The 19,652-nt window shown below is 71.3% G+C and carries 14 protein-coding genes, 1 tRNA gene and 2 pseudogenes; 8 read left to right on the top strand and 9 right to left on the bottom strand.

Annotation, left to right across the window (positions count from 1 at the left end):
- Positions 1 to 145: 145 nt before the first annotated feature.
- Both ACFYXM_RS02555 and ACFYXM_RS02560 read left to right on the top strand, forming a co-directional pair.
- Positions 146 to 982 (top strand): SDR family oxidoreductase, encoded by an 837-nt coding sequence (locus tag ACFYXM_RS02555; RefSeq protein ID WP_389286142.1) that lies wholly within the window; start codon positions 146 to 148, stop codon positions 980 to 982.
- A gap of 358 nt (positions 983 to 1,340) precedes the next feature.
- Positions 1,341 to 1,841 carry an NUDIX hydrolase gene (locus ACFYXM_RS02560; RefSeq protein WP_389286144.1) on the top strand — a complete coding sequence of 167 codons (501 nt, stop codon included), beginning with the start codon at positions 1,341 to 1,343 and terminating at the stop codon, positions 1,839 to 1,841.
- 56 nt (positions 1,842 to 1,897) lie between these two features.
- Here the strand turns inward: ACFYXM_RS02560 and ACFYXM_RS02565 are convergent, their stop codons facing one another.
- The 4 genes from ACFYXM_RS02565 to ACFYXM_RS02580 all read right to left on the bottom strand — a co-directional run bounded on the left by ACFYXM_RS02565 (position 1,898) and on the right by ACFYXM_RS02580 (position 8,252).
- Entirely contained in the window at positions 1,898 to 2,959 is a 1,062-nt protein-coding gene (locus tag ACFYXM_RS02565; protein WP_389286549.1) for a PP2C family protein-serine/threonine phosphatase, read from the bottom strand.
- Positions 2,960 to 3,186: 227 nt separating this feature from the next.
- Positions 3,187 to 4,992: a glycoside hydrolase family 15 protein gene (locus tag ACFYXM_RS02570; RefSeq protein ID WP_389286146.1), complete on the bottom strand. Its 1,806-nt coding sequence runs from the start codon at positions 4,990 to 4,992 to the stop codon at positions 3,187 to 3,189.
- 503 nt (positions 4,993 to 5,495) lie between these two features.
- A tRNA-Pro gene (locus ACFYXM_RS02575) sits at positions 5,496 to 5,569 on the bottom strand.
- A 49-nt stretch (positions 5,570 to 5,618) separates the two neighbouring features.
- Complete coding sequence (locus ACFYXM_RS02580) at positions 5,619 to 8,252, bottom strand: ATP-binding protein (RefSeq protein WP_389286148.1); 2,634 nt, start codon at positions 8,250 to 8,252, stop codon at positions 5,619 to 5,621.
- A 108-nt stretch (positions 8,253 to 8,360) separates the two neighbouring features.
- Between ACFYXM_RS02580 and ACFYXM_RS02585 the strand changes: the two genes are divergently transcribed.
- Positions 8,361 to 8,885, top strand: coding sequence for a DUF309 domain-containing protein (locus ACFYXM_RS02585; protein ID WP_389286150.1), 525 nt, complete (start codon positions 8,361 to 8,363; stop codon positions 8,883 to 8,885).
- A 105-nt stretch (positions 8,886 to 8,990) separates the two neighbouring features.
- Positions 8,991 to 9,746, top strand: coding sequence for a precorrin-6A synthase (deacetylating) (gene cobF / locus ACFYXM_RS02590; protein WP_389286151.1), 756 nt, complete (start codon positions 8,991 to 8,993; stop codon positions 9,744 to 9,746).
- Here cobF and ACFYXM_RS02595 read toward each other — a convergent pair.
- Complete coding sequence (locus ACFYXM_RS02595; protein ID WP_389286153.1) at positions 9,715 to 10,509, bottom strand: cobalt-precorrin-6A reductase; 795 nt, start codon at positions 10,507 to 10,509, stop codon at positions 9,715 to 9,717. The genes cobF and ACFYXM_RS02595 overlap by 32 nt on opposite strands.
- An 81-nt stretch (positions 10,510 to 10,590) precedes the next feature.
- Between ACFYXM_RS02595 and ACFYXM_RS02600 the strand changes: the two genes are divergently transcribed.
- A complete protein-coding gene (locus ACFYXM_RS02600) occupies positions 10,591 to 11,193 on the top strand; it encodes a hypothetical protein (protein ID WP_389286155.1) in 603 nt (200 codons plus the stop codon).
- A 112-nt stretch (positions 11,194 to 11,305) separates the two neighbouring features.
- On the opposite strand, the pseudogene ACFYXM_RS02605 reads toward ACFYXM_RS02600, so the two are convergent.
- Positions 11,306 to 12,139 (bottom strand): annotated as a pseudogene (locus ACFYXM_RS02605) (FGGY family carbohydrate kinase); the annotation flags it as partial.
- Positions 12,140 to 12,796: 657 nt separating this feature from the next.
- On the opposite strand from ACFYXM_RS02605, the gene ACFYXM_RS02610 reads away from it, so the two are divergent.
- The 3 genes and pseudogenes from ACFYXM_RS02610 to ACFYXM_RS02620 form a co-directional block, all read left to right on the top strand.
- Positions 12,797 to 13,804 carry a hypothetical protein gene (locus ACFYXM_RS02610; protein ID WP_389286157.1) on the top strand — a complete coding sequence of 336 codons (1,008 nt, stop codon included), beginning with the start codon at positions 12,797 to 12,799 and terminating at the stop codon, positions 13,802 to 13,804.
- Between the two features lie 123 nt (positions 13,805 to 13,927).
- Positions 13,928 to 15,457, top strand: coding sequence for an amino acid permease (locus ACFYXM_RS02615; protein ID WP_389286159.1), 1,530 nt, complete (start codon positions 13,928 to 13,930; stop codon positions 15,455 to 15,457).
- A gap of 191 nt (positions 15,458 to 15,648) precedes the next feature.
- Positions 15,649 to 16,176 (top strand): annotated as a pseudogene (locus ACFYXM_RS02620) (DUF2264 domain-containing protein); the annotation flags it as partial.
- A 377-nt stretch (positions 16,177 to 16,553) separates the two neighbouring features.
- On the opposite strand, the gene ACFYXM_RS02625 reads toward ACFYXM_RS02620, so the two are convergent.
- The 3 genes from ACFYXM_RS02625 to ACFYXM_RS02635 are packed head-to-tail and all read right to left on the bottom strand — an operon-like array spanning position 16,554 to position 19,488.
- A complete protein-coding gene (locus ACFYXM_RS02625; RefSeq protein ID WP_389286160.1) occupies positions 16,554 to 17,186 on the bottom strand; it encodes a lactate utilization protein C in 633 nt (210 codons plus the stop codon).
- Complete coding sequence (locus ACFYXM_RS02630; protein ID WP_389286162.1) at positions 17,183 to 18,724, bottom strand: LutB/LldF family L-lactate oxidation iron-sulfur protein; 1,542 nt, start codon at positions 18,722 to 18,724, stop codon at positions 17,183 to 17,185. The genes ACFYXM_RS02625 and ACFYXM_RS02630 overlap by 4 nt, the downstream gene beginning before the upstream one ends.
- Positions 18,721 to 19,488 carry a (Fe-S)-binding protein gene (locus tag ACFYXM_RS02635; protein WP_389286164.1) on the bottom strand — a complete coding sequence of 256 codons (768 nt, stop codon included), beginning with the start codon at positions 19,486 to 19,488 and terminating at the stop codon, positions 18,721 to 18,723. Before ACFYXM_RS02635 ends, ACFYXM_RS02630 begins: the two co-directional genes overlap by 4 nt.
- Positions 19,489 to 19,652 lie beyond the last annotated feature (164 nt).

A 19,652-nucleotide genomic window follows, 5' to 3' on the forward strand; every position in this document is an offset into this window, starting at 1 on the left:
CGTGTTCCGGCGGCGCTCCTCGTTCCACGGCACCTCGCGTTCCCCGCGCGCACCTCCGGCACCCCCCTCGCTCGCCGAACAAACGATTGGTAGATTGCCCCTCGATCGGCGCTCCCCCATCGGCATCGGCAGAGGCGGACGGACCATGGACAGCGACGGACCCTTGGACTTCTCGGGACGGGCGGTGATCGTCACCGGCGGTACGAAGGGCATCGGCGCCGTGATCGCCAGGGCGTTCCTCACCGCCGGGGCCCAGGTGCTGGTGTGCGGGCGCACCGACCCCCCCGAGCCGCCGCGGGGCGGGGGCCGCCGGGCGCATTTCCTGCCGGCGGACGTGCGCGATCCGGAGGCCGCGGGGGTGCTGGTCGACGGGGCGGTGGAGCGGTTCGGCCGACTGGACGTTCTCGTCAACAACGCGGGGGGCTCCCCGGACGCCGACGCGGCCACCGTGTCACCGAGGTTCGTCGAGAAGATCGTCGCCCTCAATCTGCTGGCACCCTTCTACGTGGCCCAGGCCGCGAACCGGGTCATGCGGGAGCAGAGCACGGGCGGCTCGGTCATCAACATCGGCAGCGTCTCCGCGCACACCCCGCAGCCGGGCACAGCCGCCTACTCCGCGGCGAAGGCCGGACTCCTCGCGCTGACCCGGGCGCTGGCCCTGGAGTGGGCGCCGAAGGTGCGCGTCAACCACATCACCACCGGCCCGGTTCGTACCGGGAGCGCGGCGTCGGTGTACGGGGCGGACGAGGGCGCCGCGGTGGACGGCGTGATCCCGATGCGGCGCATGGCGGCGCCGGACGACGTGGCGCACGCCTGCCTGTATCTCGCGGGCGGCCTGGCCCGTTACGTCAACGGCGCCGACCTGGCGGTGCACGGCGGGGGCGAGGTACCGGCCAGGTACCTCGCCATCCGCGGCGAACTCCCGGGCGAGCCCCCCGACAGGCTCCCGGCCGGCCCACCGGGCGGCTTCCCCGACGCATAGGGCACGCCGCCGCCCGCCCGCACGGATGCCCGTCCGACGCGGCCGCCCTGCTCCGCGCGGTCCGACCGGATGGTGGTCTTCGGCGACGGGATGGAGGCGGACGCGCTGGAACCGGCCTGGGGTCGGTCCGTGCACCTCGGCATCGCCGCCGCCTCGCTGCGGCCGGCCGCCCGAGGCCGCGCCACCGGGGCGCACCCCGGGGCGAAGGCCCGTACGACCGGTCACCGCGGGCGTGATCACCGCCCGTTCACGGGACCGCGGGCGACGTACGTAGGCTTGTCCCCCGGCACGACCGCCGGGCGCCGCGGCCCCGCGCTCACGTGCCCGAACGGTCCCGCGCACGACCCCGAGGAGCACCATGCACACCACCTCTGCCGACTCCCCCGCCCGCGACTCCCGCCCGCCGGTGGCGCAGGCGGCGCTCGGCGTGGGCGTCGTCGTGCAGGACGCCCGGGGGCGCGTACTGCTCGGCATGCGCCACGGCGGCACGTGGGAGCTCCCCGGCGGCAAGGTCGACCCGACGCACGAGTCCATCGCCGAGGCGGCCGTCCGCGAACTGCGCGAGGAGACGGGGCTGGAGGTAGGCGTGGACGACGTGACGGTCTTCGCCATGCTCCACGACGTGGTGGCGGGGATCAACCGGGTGTCGATGGCCGCCGCGGTGACGCTGGAGTCGGGAAGCCCGCGGGTGACGGAGCCGCATCTGATCGGCGTCTGGGAGTGGACCGCGCTCGACGCGCTGCCGGAGCGGATGTTCGGCCCCTCGGCCCAGGTTCTCGCCGCCTGGCGCCCCGACCTCGCGATCGAGCACCCGCCGGCGCACCGGCTGGCCATCGCGACCACCGCGGCCGACGCGTAGCCCGGCCGGCCGCCGCACCGGCCCGCCCCGCCCGCCGGTGCCGGGACCGGTGTCGCTCAGCCGGGCCCCGGACCGGAGCCGCGGCGCACGACGGCCAGGACGGCCATGTCGTCCTCCTGGCCGTTGCCGGTCCACCGGGCCACATCCGCGATCACCGCGCGGACCAGGTCGTCCGCGTCCATGGGACCGGCTCCGGTGAGCACGGGCGAGGCGCAGGGGTCGTAGAAGGTGCCCGTCCGGTCGCGCGCCTCGGTGACCCCGTCGGTGATCAGAAGCAGCAGCGCACCGGGCGGCAGCGGGACGACGTCGGTGCCGGTGGCCCCGTCGGGTGGTGCGACCGCCCCGAGGCCCATGCCCAGGGGGAGCTGCGGGACGGTGGCGTCCAGCCGTAGGACCGTGCCGTCGTGGATCAGATAGGGGCCCGGATGGCCGCGGTTGACCAGCCGCACCAGCTCACCGCTGCCGGGCACCTCGGCCAGCACCGCCGTGGTGAAGTCCTCCTGGGCCAGATCGCTCCCGCCGCGTTCGGCCTCCCGGCTGAGCGCGATGTCCAGTCGCCGGGCCAGCTCGGCGAGGGTGGGGGCGTTCTCGGCCTCCTGCCGGAACACGCCGATGGCCACCGAGACCGAGGCGACGGCCTGCACCCCCTTGCCCTTCACGTCCCCGATGATCAGGCGGACGCCGTAGGGGGTCTCCTGCACGGCGAAGAGGTCGCCGCCGATCCTGGCCTCGGCCTGCGCGGCGGTGTATCCGGCGGCGACGCCGAGCGGTCCGGCTCGTGACGGCGGGTCCGGCAGGACCGCGAGCTGTACGGCCTCCGCGACGCCCCGGGCCCTCGCGAGGTCCCTGCCCTGGCGCCGCAGCAGGCGGTTGACCCCGAGGGCCAGGACGCCGATCAGGCCGACCACGGCGATGTCCACGGAGCTCGCCGAGACGGAGCGATGCTGCGCGAGATCCAGCAGCGCCGAGAAACCGCAGGCGACGACGGCGACGACGGCGCAGGCCCGGAACGACAGCATGGCACCGGCGACCAGCGGGGCCGCGGCCAGCAGTGGGAGCCCCATGTACGGCTCGGGCGCAAAGACGTTCAACAGTATGCCCACCAGCAGAGCCGGCATCACGAGCAGCCAGCCGACCCAGGCCGGTGGGCGGAGCCCTGCCGTCACGTGTGCTCCCCGCTCTTCTTCCGGCACACCCAAACACCCCGAAATGCCATGAAACGCCCTGAATCAGAACGTATCACTCCGGAGATCCGCGAACATGCCGCCGGGAACCGCGCGGGCCGTGCAAGGGGTACCCGGATTGCGCGGCTCGGTCGAGCCGCGGACCGGGAGCACGGCCGGACTCAGCCCAACGCCCTGTCCAGGTTGAACGCGGCGCTGATGAGTGCCAGGTGGGTAAAGGCCTGGGGGAAATTGCCCACTTGTTCGCCGGTGCGGCCGATCTCTTCGGCGTACAGCCCGACGTGGTTGGCATAGGTGAGCATCTTCTCGAAAGCGAGCCGGGCCTCGTCCACGCGGCCGGCTCGCGTGAGCGCCTCGACGTACCAGAACGTGCAGATCGAAAATGTCCCCTCCTCACCCCGCAGTCCGTCCGGACTGCTGTGGGGGTCGTAGCGGTAGACCAGGGAGTCCGACACCAGCCCCTCGCCGAGGACGTCCAGAGTGGAGAGCCATTTCGGGTCGGTCGGAGAGATGAACTTGGCCAACGGCATCATGAGGACGGCGGCGTCGAGGACGTCTTCGCCCTCGTGCTGGACAAATGCCTTCCGCTCGGTGGACCAGCCCCGCTGCATGATGCGCCGGTAGATCGCGTCGCGGGCCCGGGCCCATCGGGGCATGTCCGCAGGCAGACCCCGATGGGTCGCGATGCGTATCGCCCGTTCGATCGCGACCCAGCACATCAACTGCGAGTACAGGAAGTTCTGGATCTTGCCACGGGTCTCCCAGATGCCCTCGTCCGGCTGGTCCCAGTTGTCACAGACCCAGTCGACCAGGGTGCCGACGGCGTCCCAGTGTTCACTGGACAGGGGCTGCCCCCACTTGTCGTAGAGGTAGAGCGAGTCGATGAGGGCCCCGTAGATATCCAGTTGGAGCTGGTTGACGGCGTTGTTGCCGATCCGGACAGGAGCCGACCCCAGGTGCCCCTCCAGGTGGGGGAGCTCCTGCTCGGGAAGTTCGCTGCGACCGTCGATGCCGTACATGATCTGCAGCGGTCCGCGAGAGCCTTCCTTCAGGCAGATGTTTCCGGACAGGAAGCGCACGAAGGCCTCGGCCTCGTCGGTGAAACCCAGCCTGAGCAGCGCGTAGATACAGAAGGCGGCGTCCCTCACCCACACGTATCGATAGTCCCAGTTGCGCTCGCCGCCGACCTGCTCGGGCAGGCTCGTCGTCGGGGCAGCCACGATGGCGCCGGTCGGTGCGTATGTGAGGAGCTTGAGGGTGAGCGCGGAGCGGTGCACCATCTCCCGCCAGCGTCCCCGGTAACGGGAGTGCGACAGCCACGTGCGCCAGTACCGCACCGTGGCGCCGAACAGTTCCTCCGCCTCCAGCACGGGACAGGGCCGCGGCTCCACCCTGCCGCCTATCCTGTCGAGCGCGAAAACCGCGGAGTTGCCCTCGTCCAGCGTGAAGGACGAAACAGCGTCCTGACCGTCGATTTCGACCGGGACGCTGGACGTCAGCGCCAGCGTGAGATCCGGAGAGTCGAACACTGTGTGACCCTGTTGCACACTCACTGTGTGCGTACGCCGACCGTAATCGAACCGGGGAGCCACCCGCGCGGTGAACGGCATCGACCCGCGCACGCAGAGAACCCGCCTGATCAGACGGTGGCGGCCCGCCTCGCGCGAGTCGTCGACGATCGGCATGAAGTCCTGGACCTCGCCGACACCATTGTCCGCGAAGAACCGGGTGATCAAGATGTTGGTATCGGGAAAGTAGAACTGCTTCGTCCGAGCGGGCACGTCCGGTGCGAGCTCGAACGCCCCACCGCGGTCGGCGTCCAGGATCGCCGCGAAGACGCTGGGCGCGTCGAAACGCGAGCAGCAGTACCAGTCGATGGTGCCGTTCGTACCGACGAGGGCAGCCGTGCGCAGGTCGCCCTGCTGGGCGCTCCGCGCATGTGGTCGAGCATGCCCCCTTGGCGCCACGAAATTCTCGGCAGTCCTGCCTCAGCAGGTCAGCGACCAGATCGCCCGGTCAGCGACACAACATGAGTGACACATCATCAGAAAGGGCGTCACGAGCGTCATTTCAGCCAACGTCGAACCGCATGGCGAGAAGGAGGACGCAACGCACTCTGCAGCTCCCCGCCATAATGTCGTCTCGGTCGACACCCAGGCGTTCCTCCTGGCCAACGCCTGGAATTCCACCAGCGACCTCGCCGCAGAAGTCCCGGTCCACGCCCTGCGACGCATTGCCGGACTGGCTCGCCGACCACCACCCAGCTCGACCTGCACCCGGACGCGCACAAGATCACGGCCGCTGGCGCGGCACTCTCTCGGCGCACCTGAGCGTGCTGCGCGCCCCGCGCTGCCTGCCGAGCCCGATCGTCGTCACTCGCCGACGCCGGTCGAGCCCGCCGGTCCCCAAAAACGATCAAAGGCCGGTTTCGGATTCCTCCGAAACCGGCCTGACCTACGACTCTCACGAGTCGGGACGACAGGATTTGAACCTGCGACCCCTTGACCCCCAGTCAAGTGCGCTACCAAGCTGCGCCACGTCCCGCTTTGGTTCTTCCCGGTGTTCCGGGCGACCGCGCAGGACAAACATTACCTCACTCCGAGGACCGGATCGACGCACGTGCCTGGTGGGCGCGGTCGGCGAGCATTTCCGCGCCGCACGCGGTGGCCAGTTTGTGAGCCCTGGCGAGTTCGCGCGGGGAGCGGGTCGCGATGCCGTAGTCGACGAGCGCCAGGGCGTGTTCGTACGCGGCCGGGGACGCCTCCAGGTGACGGACCGCCTCGGCCAGCAGATGGACCGCGTCCTCGGTACGGGCGAAGAGGGCGACGCAGCGCAGGGCCTCGCCGATCGCGGTGTCCGTACCGAACCGTTCGGCGTGCACACGTGCGGCGGTGGCGAGTTGGGCGGCGCGCTGCGGGTCCTCCTCCGCCAGGGCGCGGGCCAGGTCACCGGCCCAGGGAGCCCACACACCGTTGAACCTGCCCCGGGCCTCCAGTGCCTGACCGGCCGCTTCGAGTTCGGTGGCGGCCTCCTCGGTACGGCCTTCCGCCAGCAGCAGCCTGCCGCGCAGGCAGGGTGCGTCGGGCAGCACCATCGCGCTGGGGTAGGGCGGAGCGAAGTCGTAGCGGTCCGCGATCTGTCGGGCCTCGGCGACGCGGCCCCGGGCGATCAGGGTGTCGATGAGCAGGCAGGCCGCGTCCCAGTGGACCGGAAGTCCGCTGCCGACACGGTCGGCGAGGCGCAGTCCCTCGCGGAGGAAGCCCTCGGCCTCGGCGAGTCGGCCACGACGGCGGTGGACCAGGCCCAGCAGCGTATGCGCGAACGCGAGGTGCGCACCGCTCCACCCCGAGATCTCGAAGGCGCGGACGGCCTCGCCGAACAGCGCCTCGGCCCGGTCGACCTGGTCGGTGAAGGCGTACGTGATGCCGACGAGCGTGGGCAGCTCGAAGCCCCATTCGGTGTCGGTCCAGCCGAGACCGCGGGCGGGGTGGCCGTCGACCAGGGCGCGTTCGCAGAGGTCGACGATCAGCTGGGCGTTCTCGCCGCGCATCATGGCGTCGAAGGCCCGCAGCGTCAGCAGGGCCCGTTCGGCGTTGTCCCGGCCGGTGAGATGGTCGGCGTTCCGGGCGAGCCGTTCGGATCTGGCGGGCCCGTCGCCCTCCGTGGCCTGCATGCCCTCCCAGAGGAAGTGGGCGGCCTGCAGTCGCATCAGGCCGGGACCCGGCGCAGTGCGCGCGGCCTCGGCGGCGAGCGCGCTCGCCGCCTCCTTGAGCTGGTTGTTGTGGGAATGCGCGGCCGCCAGCCGGTAGGTGGCGTCGATCCGCTGTGTCTCGTCCAGACCCGGCATGTCGAGAGCGGCCCGCAGGTGCTGGACCGTGGTGGCCGGGGACGTGAGCAGGGTGGCGCAGCCCAGCTCGTACAGCAGGATCGCCTTGATGTCCGGGTGCGGGGGCTCCTCCAGGGCACGCTCCAGACAGCGGCGGGCGGCTTCCGGGGCGCCGACGGCGAGGTGCTGCCGGGACGCCTCGCGGAGCTGCTCGACGAGTTCCGGATCGTCGTCCGGGTGCACTTCGAGGAGGTGCCGGGAGGCCGCCGCGGCGCCGAGCCCCGCACGGGTGATGGCCCACGCGGCCCGTCCGTGGAAGGCGGTGCGGGTGGCCGGCGGGATGGAGCGGTAGATGGCGGAGGCGATCAGCGGATGGACGAACTCCAGCGGATCGAACCCGGTGACGATACGGGCCTCGCGCAGCAGCGCCGTGCAGTCCGCGGCCTCGGCCTGGCTCATCCCGGCCAGCGTGGCGGCGAGGTCCTGCGAGATGTCCGTGCCGAGGACGGCCACGGCCCAGGCGAAGCGGGTGGCGTTGGTGCCGAGCCGTTCGAGCCGGGCGACGAGACCGCTGCCCCGGGCGGAGGCGCCGAGTTCGCGCAGCAGACCGGCCGACTCCTCCAACGGTGCCAGTTCACGGTCCTGGACCTTGGCGACGAGTTCGACCGCCTCGTAGGGATTGCCTCCGGTGACGGCCCAGACCTCGCGGCAGAACGGGTCGTCGGCGTGCTCGCCGAGGGCGGCGCGGGCCAGTTCGGCGGTGGCGTCCGGGGTGAGGGCACGCAGGGCCACCCGGGTCTGGCACAGGTGGGCGCCGCCCGTTGCGGCACCCTGGTGCCGTGCCGCCATCTCCTCCGGCCGGTGGGTACGGACGACGAGGACCGGCAGTTCGGCGAGGCACGCGGTGAAGGAGTCGAGCCAGGCGAGGGTTTCGCCGTCGGCCCAGTGCGCGTCGTCGATCATGAGCAGCAGCGGGCGGTGGCTCAGCCGGGCGGCGAGCCGGGCCACGACGAAATCGAGGCCGTCCCGGACACCCTGCGGGTCGGCCTGCGGTCCGCTCGGTTCGGCGAGCCCGAGGGCGGGCGCGGCGATCTCGTACCAGGGACCGAACAGGTCCCGCACCTCATCGGGCCGGAACTCGTCGAAAGCCGGTTGCAGTAACTGCCGCACGACGTGGAAGGGAACGGAGGTGACCGTTTCACCACCGCGTGCGGACCAGACCGTGCAGCGGTCGGCAGCCATCGAACGGATCTCGTCGAGCAGTGCCGTCTTCCCGATACCCGCCTCGCCGCTGAAGACCAGCAGTCCTCCGGTGGCCTGGGAGCCGCACAGGGCATCCACGGCTTGTGCGGCAGCGGCGAGTTCCGGTTCGCGCTCGTACAGTGGCCGGGACTGCTTCATCCCTACCCTCCCCAAAGTGGTGCGGACGAGTGCCGACACTAGTCGTGAACCCGGGTCCACGGACAGTGGTTCGTACACTTCATCGCAGGTGCGGGGCACAATCGAATGGTGGACGCCACCAGCAGGGACCGGGACACCGAGGGCCGGGCGCGCAACGCGCGTCCCCGTGACGGACTGGGCCGCCCCCTGCCGTACGGGGCCCCGGGAGTGGAGCGGCAGCCCGAGGGGGTGACCCGCACTCCCGAGGAGACGGTGCGGGAGGCGCAGCGGCTGCTGGACGCGGGAATGCCGTTCCACGCGCACGAAGTGTTCGAGGACGCGTGGAAGTCCGGGCCCCCGTCGGAGCGGGAACTGTGGCGCGGGCTGGCGCAGTTGGCCGTGGGGCTGACGCACGCGGCGCGCGGCAACGCCACCGGCGGAGCCCGGTTGTTGCGGCGCGGAGCGGCGGCGCTCGCCGGGTTCGGGACCGCCCGGCCGCACGGGATCGCGGCCGACGCGTTGATCGGCTGGGCCGGGGACCTGGCACGACGGGTGGAGGCCGGGGAGGACGAAGGCGTACCGGGCGGCGGGGCACGGCCCGTCGACGCGGCCGGTGAGGCACCCCGCCTGCTCTCCCGGGGCCGCCAGGTGTGACTGACCCGTGAGGTTGGGGACGCGGCCCGCGCTCACGGGAGGGCGCAGGCCGGTGCCGGTGGCCCGGGCTCCCCCGGCGCCGGGGCATCGGGCAGACTCGGTGCGGTGAGAAAGATCTATGTCATCGGTATCGGCGCGGGCGACCCCGACCAGCTGACCCTGCAGGCCGTCAAGGCGCTGAACAGGGCGGATGCGTTCTTCATCCTCGACAAGGGCGAGGAGAAGTCCGATCTGACCCGGTTGCGGCGGGACATCCTGAACGCGCACGCGAAGGACCGCTCGTACCGGCTCGTCGAGGCCCGGGACCCGGAGCGCGACCGCGTGACGTCGGACTACTCGCCCGCGGTGGACGACTGGCGCCGGCGTCGCGCGGATCTGTACGAGGACTTCATCGCGCGGGAGCTGGACGAGGACGAGTGCGGGGCGTTCCTGGTGTGGGGCGATCCTGCGCTCTACGACTCCACGCTCGGCATCCTGGAGGAGATCGCCGGCCGGGGCTCGGTGGCCTTCGAGCACGAGGTGGTGCCCGGGATCAGCAGTGTGTCCGCGCTGCTGGCCAAGCACCGCACGGGGCTGAACCGGGTGGCGCGTCCGGTGCAGATCACCACCGGGCGGCGGCTGGCCGAGGGCTGGCCCGAGGGTGTCGACGACGTGGTGGTGATGCTGGACGCGCGGCAGGCGTTCACCCGCCATCTCGACCAGGACCTGTTCATCTACTGGGGGGCGTACGTGGGGACCGAGGACGAGATCCTGGTCTCCGGGCGCCTCGCCGAGGTGGCGGGGCGGATCGAGGAGTTGCGAGCCGAGGCGCGTGCCCGCAAGGGCTGGATCATGGACACGTATCTCCTGCGTCGCTGCTGAACCCGCCTTCCGCGTACAGGATCCGGAGCGCCGACGGCACGTCGTGGACGACGGGCACACCGTCGGGTGCCGGTGGGCGGCGGACCACGACCACGGGCAGGCCGAGGTGCCGGGCCGCGGTGAGTTTCGCGGCGGTGGCGGGGCCGCCGCTGTCCTTGGTGACGAGCACGTCGACGGCGTGCGCGCGCAAGAGTTCCGTCTCGCCCTCGACCGTGTACGGGCCGCGGTCGAGGATCACCTGCGTGTGCCGGGGCAGCGGCGGGTCCGGGGGTTCGACGGACCGGACGAGGAAGTGGAGCCGGTCGGCGCCGGGCCCGGTGGCGAAGGCCGCCAGGCCCAGACGGCCCGTCGTGAGGAATATCCGTTCTCCCAGGCCGGGCAGTCGCTCGGCGGCGTGGGCGAGGTCTCGGGCCGGGTACCAGCGGTCGCCGGGGCCAGCCGTCCAGCCGGGGCGGCGCAGCGCGAACAGCGCGGTGCCGGTGGACTGAGCCGCCTGCGCCGCGTGGGCGCTGATGGTGTCCGCGAAGGGGTGGGTGGCGTCGACGACGGTGTCCACGTCATGGGTGCGCAGCCAGTCGGCGAGGCCACGCGCACCTCCGAAGCCGCCGACACGCACCTCACCGGCGGGCATACGGGGCCGGGCGACCCGTCCGGCCAGTGACGTGGTGACGCGGATCGTGGCGGGGCGGCCGGGCGCGGTCAGCTCGGCGGCGAGCTGCCGGGCCTCGGTCGTACCACCGAGAACGAGGATGTGGCCGGGCATGCGTCGAACCTACGTCACGTTCGCGTCCGTCCCTCCCGAGCGGTGAACGGGGCAGGCCCGCAGCCATTACGATCCGGCGTCATGAGCACTTCTGACCAGGACCAGGCCGCGGACGCCCCGATAGCCGCTCCCGGGGCGGCCTCCGACGGCGTTCCGGAGGGTGAGACGAAGCAGGTACGCCACGCCCAGGCCGGGCCGGACGGGGAACCCGTACGGTCGGCGGGCGCGGGGCCGGCCGCAGGGACCGACTCCGAGGACGCCTCCGACACCCCCGTCGAGACCCCCGACGCAGCCGTTGCCGACGGGAGTTCCGCCGAAGCCGTGGCCGACGCGGCCGACACGGGCGTCGCCGGTGCGCGCGGCATCGGCACCGCCGACGAGGCCCGTCCGGAGCCCGTCGCGCAGGTCGGCCCCGGTTCCGGGGACCGACGACTGACGCCACGTCAGGCGAGAAGGCTCCGCGTCGCTCTGTCCTCGGTCGGCATGGCCGCGATGGCCGTCGTGCTCGCGTTGCGGATCGCCAGCAGGTCTTCCGTACTCGTGGTCGGGGTGTACGGGCTCGCGCTGATCCTGTGCGGAATGGTCATCGAGCTCAGCAGGAACGGCCGCACTCGCCTCGGCACGTGGCTGCTCGTGGTGGGGCTGGTCGCGGCGATCGGCTCGGACTGGCTGCTGATTCCCTGACGCTTTGTCAGGACCCTTCGGCGGAACACGCGACTGCGGCACGGGCACGGAACGCGGGATCGTACCGCGGGCCAGGACGCCGGGCCTGGCCGGGCGCGGAACGCGGGCGGCTGTAGCGCGTGTGTCCGCCCAGTCGCCAGGCGACACAGCCGACCAGTCCGGTGGCGGCCCGGCGCGGGGCGGGCCCGGTCCGGGCGAGCAGGAACGCGCCGGTTCCGTAGGTGCATGTGGCGTCGCCCGGGTGCAGCACGTTCTGGGCGAGCAGCGCGGCTTGTCGGTCGACGAGGAGTCAGGTCGGCGGGATCTCGGTGCCGAAGGCGGTGGTCGTGCCGACGTCCGCGTCGGAGTCGACGACGGCGGGGAGGCGTTCGCCGCCAAGTCCGAAGAGGTCCAGGGCGCGCGCGGGAACCACTCGGCCCGTTCCGGATGGAGCAGTCGGGTGCGGCCCGCGGTCGCGGTGTCCGTGACGAACGCACCGGTCAGCCGGTGGACGGGCCAGGAGTCGCTGGTGGTGACGACGCCCTCGCGGGTGAGTTCCCGACGGATCCAGGCCATTTTGGGGGCGGCGAAGCATGGGTCGAGCGGAAGGCCGGTGAGATGCCTCAACTCGCCGCCGTACGCTTCGAGTTCGGAGAAGATCGGCGCGGAGTGGCGGTCCTGCCGGACGATGGCGTCGGCGAGGGGCCGCCCGGCGTCCGGATCCCGGGCGAGGACCGTCCCGCCCTGGTTGGCCAGGCCGACGGCCGACACGAGTTCGCCCGCCTGCACCATCGCCCGGCTCCCGGCGAGGAGGACCGATTCGAGCAGCTCCGCCGGGTCGGCCTCGACAGCTCCCCCGCTGCCGTGCCGCGGCCGGCCCGGAACCGATCACGCCGCGTTCGGGGCAGACCACGAGCGCCTCGGTGCCCGATGCGCCCTGGTCCACGGCGAGTACCGGGCCTGTCATCGACACTCCATCGGCGCGGAAGCTCTGCGGCTTGAACGGATCCGTGTCTCGAACAGAATCGTGATCATTGATCTGCGAAGCCCAGCGTGATGCAGACCACCGCCCACGTCAAGGCTCGTCAGGACAGGGGGCGCGGAATCGTTTCGGCAAATCAACCCGTGCAAGGATCAGTCGACTTGGGATACGGCTTCCAGGGCGTGTTTCGAAACGGGCGTCGTCCGCCCGAAGGGCGGGGCCCGCGGGGTCCGGTGCGGTGCATCGCAAGGCGGAGGGTGGGTCGTCCTCGTACAGGGCGTACACGGACGATCCCGACAACGTGGCGAGGCTCCGTGCCAGGCGTCGCGGGCCGGACGGGACTTTCGAAACACGCGCCAGGCCGTAAGATCCGCGAATCGGTCGGGGGTTCGGGTCGACTGGCCTTACACTCACCGCCGAGCAACACCCTGACACTTTAAAGCAGTTCGGAATTCAACAGCAGCACGCCCCCCACGCCCCCGAGGATTCATGAGACCGAAACACCGCCCCGAGCGCCGGGACCCCGCTTCCCGGGCACTCCGCCGCACCACGGGTTCCACTCCGCCACGGGGTTGTGTGACGTGCTGAGGAGACACTCCGTGCCCCGCTCTCCGTCCCGTCGCACGGGAGCAGGGAACGTCGATGGCCAACAGTGAATTCCGGCCGGTCTATCACCCGGCCGGCCATGACAACGACTTACGTTCCGCGTTACAGGATTTGCGCACCGGACGCTGGTTGTCCATGCGGAAGCTGCTGGAGAGCACTCCGGACTGGTCCCTGTGGACGCAGCGCACGCAGGTGCTGGGCGCGGTCGCCGCCGGTTCGGACGCAGTGCAGGCGTGGCTGGCCGAGGAGCCGCACAGCGTGGCCGCCGCCGTGATGCGCGCGCGGGTCGTCGTGGAACGGGCCGTCCGCGCCCACCGCGAGGGCCATCACCGGGCCCGGGAGCTGTGGCAGGAGGCGTGGAGCGCCTGCCGGACGGCCGCACACGCCTCGCCCGCCGACCCGGTGCCGTGGGTGTGTCTGCTCGCCCTGTCCCAGCTGGACGAGCGCCAGCAGTTGGAGGAGCACCGGATGCACCCGCCGGGACCGATGCTCTTCCCCGGCCCGTGGGGGCTGCTGGCGGAGGCCGACAGGCGTGACCCGTACAACCGCGAGGCGTACCACCGGATGCTCCAGTTCGTGTACGCGCGCAAGGCGGGCGGAATGCTCTCGGAGGCGTTCAACTTCGTCCAATGGGCGGCCTCTTCGGCCCCGGAGGGCTCCGCGCTGCATGTGCTTCCGTTGTACGTACGGGTCGAGCGGTACCGGCGGGAGCAGGGCCACGAGAAGGCCCTGGACCTGCACTGGGTCACCGAGGACGCCGAACGGGACGCGATGCGGGCCTCCCGGCTGTGGTTCCGCCGCACTCCCCCGCTCTCCCATTCCCTGCCGGATCTGAACCATCTGGCCCACGCGCTGTGGGGGGCGCTCAAATTCGCCGAGGCGGCTCCGGTGTTCGAGGAGCTCGGGCCGTACTTCACCTCGGTCCCCTGGATGTACCGGACGCGTGACCCCAGAGCCCCGGGGGGCGCCGAGGAGGTCTTCCTGCGCGCCCGGAGCCGCTGCCTGGCCGCGCCCCGCGAACCCGGGCACGGTCCGCCCGGCTGAGCCGGTACGCCGCGCCGTCACACCGCACTCCCCCGTTCCGGACCGGACCTCGCGCAGGCGTCCGCGGTCCGGCCGCTCCCCTGTCCGTCCGTCCCCCTGTCCACCGCTCACGGAGGTCTTCCCATGTCCATATCCACCCCCGCCCGTTCGGGTGCGGAGGCCGCCCCATCGCACGACGAGGAGCAGCGACTGCGCGAACTCGGCTATCAGCCGGTTCTCGCCCGTCGCATGGGCGGGTTCGGCAACTTCGCCATCAGCTTCTCCGTCATCTCGATCCTGTCCGGCTGCATGACGCTGTACGGCTTCGGCATGTCGACCGGCGGTCCGGCGGTGATGCTCTGGGGCTGGGCGGGTGTGGGGCTCTTCGTGCTCTGCGTCGGCATGGCGCTCGCCGAGGTCACCAGCTCCTACCCGACATCGGGGGCGCTCTATTACATGGCCGACCGGCTCGGCGGCCGCAAGTGGGGCTGGTACACGGGCTGGCTGAACCTGCTCGGCCTGCTCGGCGCGATCGCCGGCATCGACTACGGTGCCGCGTTGTTCACCGGCGCGTTCATGAACCTGCAGTGGGGCTTCACCCCCACCCCGGGCAAGACAATGATCATCTTTGTCTGCATCCTGCTGCTGCACGCGGTGCTGAACCTCTTCGGTGTCCGTCTCGTCAGCGTGCTCAACTCCATCAGCGTCTGGTGGCATCTCGCCGGTGTCGCGGTGATCGTGGTCGTGCTGGCGGTCGTGCCCTCGCACCACCAGTCCCCGAAGTTCGTCTTCACCGAGTTCGTCAACGACACCGGCTGGGACAACCCGTTGTACGTGGCGGCGATCGGTCTGCTCCTCGCCCAGTACACCTTCAGCGGCTACGACGCCTCCGCCCATCTGTCGGAGGAGACGTCGAACGCCTCGGTGACGGCCGCCAAGGGCATCGTCCGCGCCATCTGGGCGTCGTGGATCGCCGGGTTCGTCCTGCTGGCCGGGCTGACGTTCGCCATCCAGGACTACAAGGGCGCCCAGGAGACCGCGACGAATGTGCCGCCGGCCCAGATCATGATCGACGCGCTGGGCACCTCCGGGGCCACGGCCCTGCTGCTCATCGTCATCGCGGCGCAGCTGTTCTGCGGCAACGCCGAGGTCGCCGCCGCCAGCCGGATGGTGTTCGCGTTCAGCCGTGACAACGCCCTGCCGGGCTCGGCCCTGTGGCGCAAGGTGAGTTCGCGCACCCAGACGCCGGTCAACGCGGTGTGGCTGTCGGTGGCCGTCGCCGCGGTGCTGGCCCTGCCGTCGCTGTACTCGGCCACCGCGTACGGAGCGGTGACCGCGATCAACGTCATCGGCATCACCCCCGCCTACGCCATCCCGATCTTCCTGAAGCTGCGCTCGGGCGACCGCTTCGAGCGCGGTCCGTGGCACCTGGGCCGCTGGAGCAAGCCCATCGGCTGGATCGCCGTGGTGTGGGTGGCCTTCGTCACCGTGCTGTTCCTGCTCCCGCAGTCGTCGCCGGTGACGATCGACTCGATGAACTACGCGTCGATCGCGCTGATCGCGGTGCTGGTCCTGGCCACCGTGTGGTGGTTCGTAGCACGCCGCTCGTACAGCACGCCCTCGGCGTACGGGACCGCGCGCGAGCAGGCGCAGATCGAGGAGGACGTCATCTGACCGGGCTCGCTCACGCGTCGGAGCGCAACGCCCCGGCCCTCCCCCGCCGCCACGAGCGGCGACCGGAAGGGCCGGGGCGTTGCGCTCCGACGGCCACCGCACCGCCCGCGCACCCGTGGTCGTGAGCCGTCGCGCGCCGTTCAACGCGGCAGCAGTCGCAGTCCGCCGAGGACGGTCGCCGCGATCACCAATTGCTCGAAGCGCTTCTGGTCGATCCGGTCCACGCAGGCGCGACCGATCCAGCCACCGGGGAGCGCGCCCGCGACCTGCTGGAGGGCTGGTACCGCGGCGACGGCTGGTGCTCGGACGGCGACGGACGCGCCTTCGACCACTACAACGGCTGGGCGCTGCACCTCTACCCCGTGCTGGACGCCCATCTGTCGGACGACGCCGGGCAGTTCGCGCACTACGGCGCGCGGCTGAGCGAACATCTGGAGGGTTTCTCGCTGCTGTTCGGCGGCGACGGCGCGCCGATCCACTTCGGCCGGTCGCCGACCCACCGTTTCGCCGCCGCCTCGTCGGTCGCGCTCGGTGCCGTCACCGGGCACACCCCGCTCGCGCCCGGTGTCTCCCGACGGTGATCGACGGTGCGCTGCGCTCCTTCCTGGACCGCGGCGCGGTGGGCGCGAACGGGCTGCTGAGCCTGGGCCGGCACGGCCCGCACCCGGCCGGTCTGCAGAACTGCTCGGCCCCCCGCGTCGCCGTACTGGGCGTCCAAGGCGTTCGTGTCGCTGCTGGCCCCGGAGGATCATCCGCTGTGGACGGCGACCGAGGAGCCCGCGCCGAGCGAGGGACCCGACCGGGTGCTCGCGCTGCCCGCGCCGGGACTGCTCGTGCAGTCCACGGATACGTACGGGATCGTACGGCTGCACAACCACGGCAGCGACCACGTGCTGCCGCACGAGGGCGAGGCCGGTGCCCCGGCCGATCCGCTGTACAGCCGTCAGTCGTACTCCACGGTGACCGGTCCCACCTCGGGTGGGAACGTGGTGGACAACCATCTGGCGGTGGTCGTCGCCGGGGCGCGCAGCGGCCCCCCGCCACCCCGCCAGGGGTCCCGCGCGGGCCCGCCCCCGTGTCCTGGGCCCTGCCCGCCCTACGCGTCGGTGCGGATCACCACCACCAGGGTGCGCGGTCCGTGGACACCCTCCACACGTTCCAGTTCGATGTCCGACGTGGCGGACGGTCCGCTGATCAGCGTCGTCGGCCGGTCCGGCACCAGCCGGGCCACCGCCTCGGGCACACCGACCTCGACCGCCGACAGGTCGACGACGCACACATGCAGATCGGGCACGAGGGAGAGCGCCCGCCTGCCCTGGTCCGGTGATCCGTCCAGGAAGACCGTGCCCGTCTCGGCGCAGCCGGCGGCCGACGCGGTGACGACTCCGTCCAGCGCGTCGAGGCGCGGTGCCGGAAGGTCGGCCGAGTCGATCCGGACCTCGCCGTCGTGCCCGCCGAGCCACGACGTGTCGAGTCCTGCCGGTACCCCGATCAGCTGTGCGTCGTGTTCCCGCAGCACCTCGGCGACGGTCGCGGCGGTACGGTCGGCGGTGCAGGTGCGCACCTCGGCCCGGTAGTCGACGAGGCGGTCGGTGAAGAGAGCCAGGCGTTCGTCGTCGGGAAGGGTGCGCCCGGTGCGGTAGGCGCGGCCCACGGGGGTGTCCTGGACCGGGGCGAGGGTCAGGGCATCCCTGATCCGGCCCAGCACGGTCTCGCGTGCGGTCGTCACTTCTCCTCCTCCTTCCGTGGGTTGTCCGTGTGCTCGGTGGCGGCCGCGCGCATCGTCGCGGCTCCCTCGGCCGATGCCAGCCAGGCGCGGAAGGTCTGCTTCGGCGGCGCGGCGGTGTCGCGTCCGGCGCTCCAGTGGTCGAAAGGCGGCGGCAGATGTCTGATCCTGCCGTCCCGTCCGGCGAGGACGCGGCCCAGGGCGGCGCCCTTCTGCGCGGTCGTGTACAGCCCGGGTCGTCGCATCACTGTCGCGGCGGCCTTCATGGCCAGCTTCTCCGCCGTCGTCCCGGCGTGCTCGGTGTGCTGATGGCGCAGTTCGACCAGCAGCGACGGAATGTCGATCTTGACCGGGCAGGCGTCGAAGCAGGCGCCGCAGAGGCTGGAGGCGTACGGCAGCGAGCCGTTGGGGTCGCCCTTGGCCGCGTCCATCCCGGCGAGCTGCGGGGTGAGGACCGCGCCGATCGGTCCGGGGTACGTCGATCCGTACGCGTGGCCGCCGACCCGTTCGTACACCGGACAGACGTTGAGACAGGCCGAGCAGCGGATGCAGTTGAGGGCCTCCCGGCCGATCCGGTCGGCGAGCGCCGCGGTGCGGCCGTTGTCGAGCAGGACCAGGTGGAACTCCTGCGGCCCGTCGCCCGGTGTCACCCCGGTCCACATCGAGGTGTAGGGGTTCATCCGCTCCCCGGTGGAGGAGCGCGGCAGCAGTTGCAGGAACACCTCCAGGTCCTGGTAGCGCGGCAGCACCTTCTCGATGCCCATGACGGTGATGAGGGTGTCGGGCAGGGTCAGGCACATGCGGCCGTTCCCCTCCGACTCCACGACGCAGAGCGTTCCGGTCTCCGCGATGCCGAAGTTGGCCCCGGAGACCGCCACCTCGGTCGTCATGAACTTCTCGCGCAGATAGGCGCGGGCGGCGGCGGCGAGATGCGCGGGCACGTTGTCGAGACGCGGGTCGACGCCGGGGATCTCCTTGAGGAAGATCCGCCGGATCTCGTCGCGGTTGCGGTGGATCGCGGGGACCAGGATGTGTGACGGCTTTTCATGGGCGAGTTGGACGATCAGTTCGGCGAGGTCCGTCTCGTAGGCGGTGATGCCGGCGGATTGGAGGTGCTCGTTGAGGCCGATCTCCTGGGTGGCCATCGACTTGACCTTGATGACGTCGGTGCTTCCGGTCGCCTTGACGAGCCGGGTGACGATCTCGTTGGCCTCGACGCCGTCGCGCGCCCAGTGGACGGTGCCGCCGCGCTCGGTGACCTTGTGCTCCAGTTCCTCCAGGAGTTCGGGGAGCCGGTTCATGGTGTCGGTCTTGATGGCCGATCCGGCGTCGCGCAGCGCCTCCCAGTCGGGCAGTTCACCGGTGACGTCGAGGCGTTTGGCGCGGATGGTGCGGGTGGCTCTGCCGAGATTGCGGCGCAGTTGTTCGTCGCGCAGTTCGTCGTGGGCCGCCTTCGGGAACGTCCGGTCGCCGCGCAGATTGCCCGTTCCGTACGGGGAGCGGGGCGGGGTCGCGGGCATGCCGAGGAAGGTGCTGCTCATCCGAGGGCCTCCGTCGGGGCGTACGGCGCGGTGCGGGTGGCGGCGAGGATCTGCGCGAGGTGCAGGGTCCGGGTACCCGATCCGATGCGGGAGAGACCGCCGCCGATGTGCATCAGGCAGGACGAGTCACCAGCGGTGCAGACATCGGCGCCGGTGGTGGCGATGTTGCGCATTTTGTCCTGGAGCATCGCCGTCGAGGTGTCGGCGTTCTTGAGGGCGAACGTGCCCCCGAACCCGCAGCACGCGTCGGCTTCGGGGAGTTCGACGAGGTCGATGGAGTCGACGGCGCGGAGCAGCTTCAGGGGCTTCTCCCCGACCCGGAGCATGCGCAGGGAGTGGCAGGTGGGGTGGTAGGTCACGCGGTGCGGGAAGTAGGCCCCGACATCGGTGACGCCCAGGACGTCGACGAGGAGTTCGGACAGCTCGTATGTCTTGTCCTTGACGGTGGCGACCCCGGAGCGCAGCGCGGCGTCGCCGTACCGCCGGGCGACCAGGTCGTGCTGGTGACGGACCGTTCCGACGCACGAACCGGACGGCGTGACGACGGCGTCGATCGACGCGTCGCCGAACTGCTCGGCGAAGTTCCGCACCAGCGGCACGGGTTCGCGCTGGTAGCCGGTGTTGACGTGCATCTGTCCACAGCAGGTCTGCCCCGGAGGGAACACCACGTCATGGCCGAGACGGGCGAGCAGGACCGCGGTCGATTTCACCGCCTCCGGGAAGAGCGTGTCTCCCAGACAGGTGGCGAAGAGTCCGATGCGCATGGACCTCTCCGATCGTGTCTCCGATTCTTTTATGGTCCGACCATACTAGCCTCCGTCCAGAACGCGAAGGGTGCGGCACGCATGCAGGGACAGAGGCATGAGTGAGAGGTCATGCACCTGACAATCACGTCCCGAAAGCCGGGCCCGGAACAGATCGACCGGCG

Source organism: Streptomyces sp. NPDC002476 (assembly GCF_042889785.1).
In the GTDB taxonomy this organism is placed as follows: Bacteria; Actinomycetota; Actinomycetes; order Streptomycetales; family Streptomycetaceae; genus Streptomyces.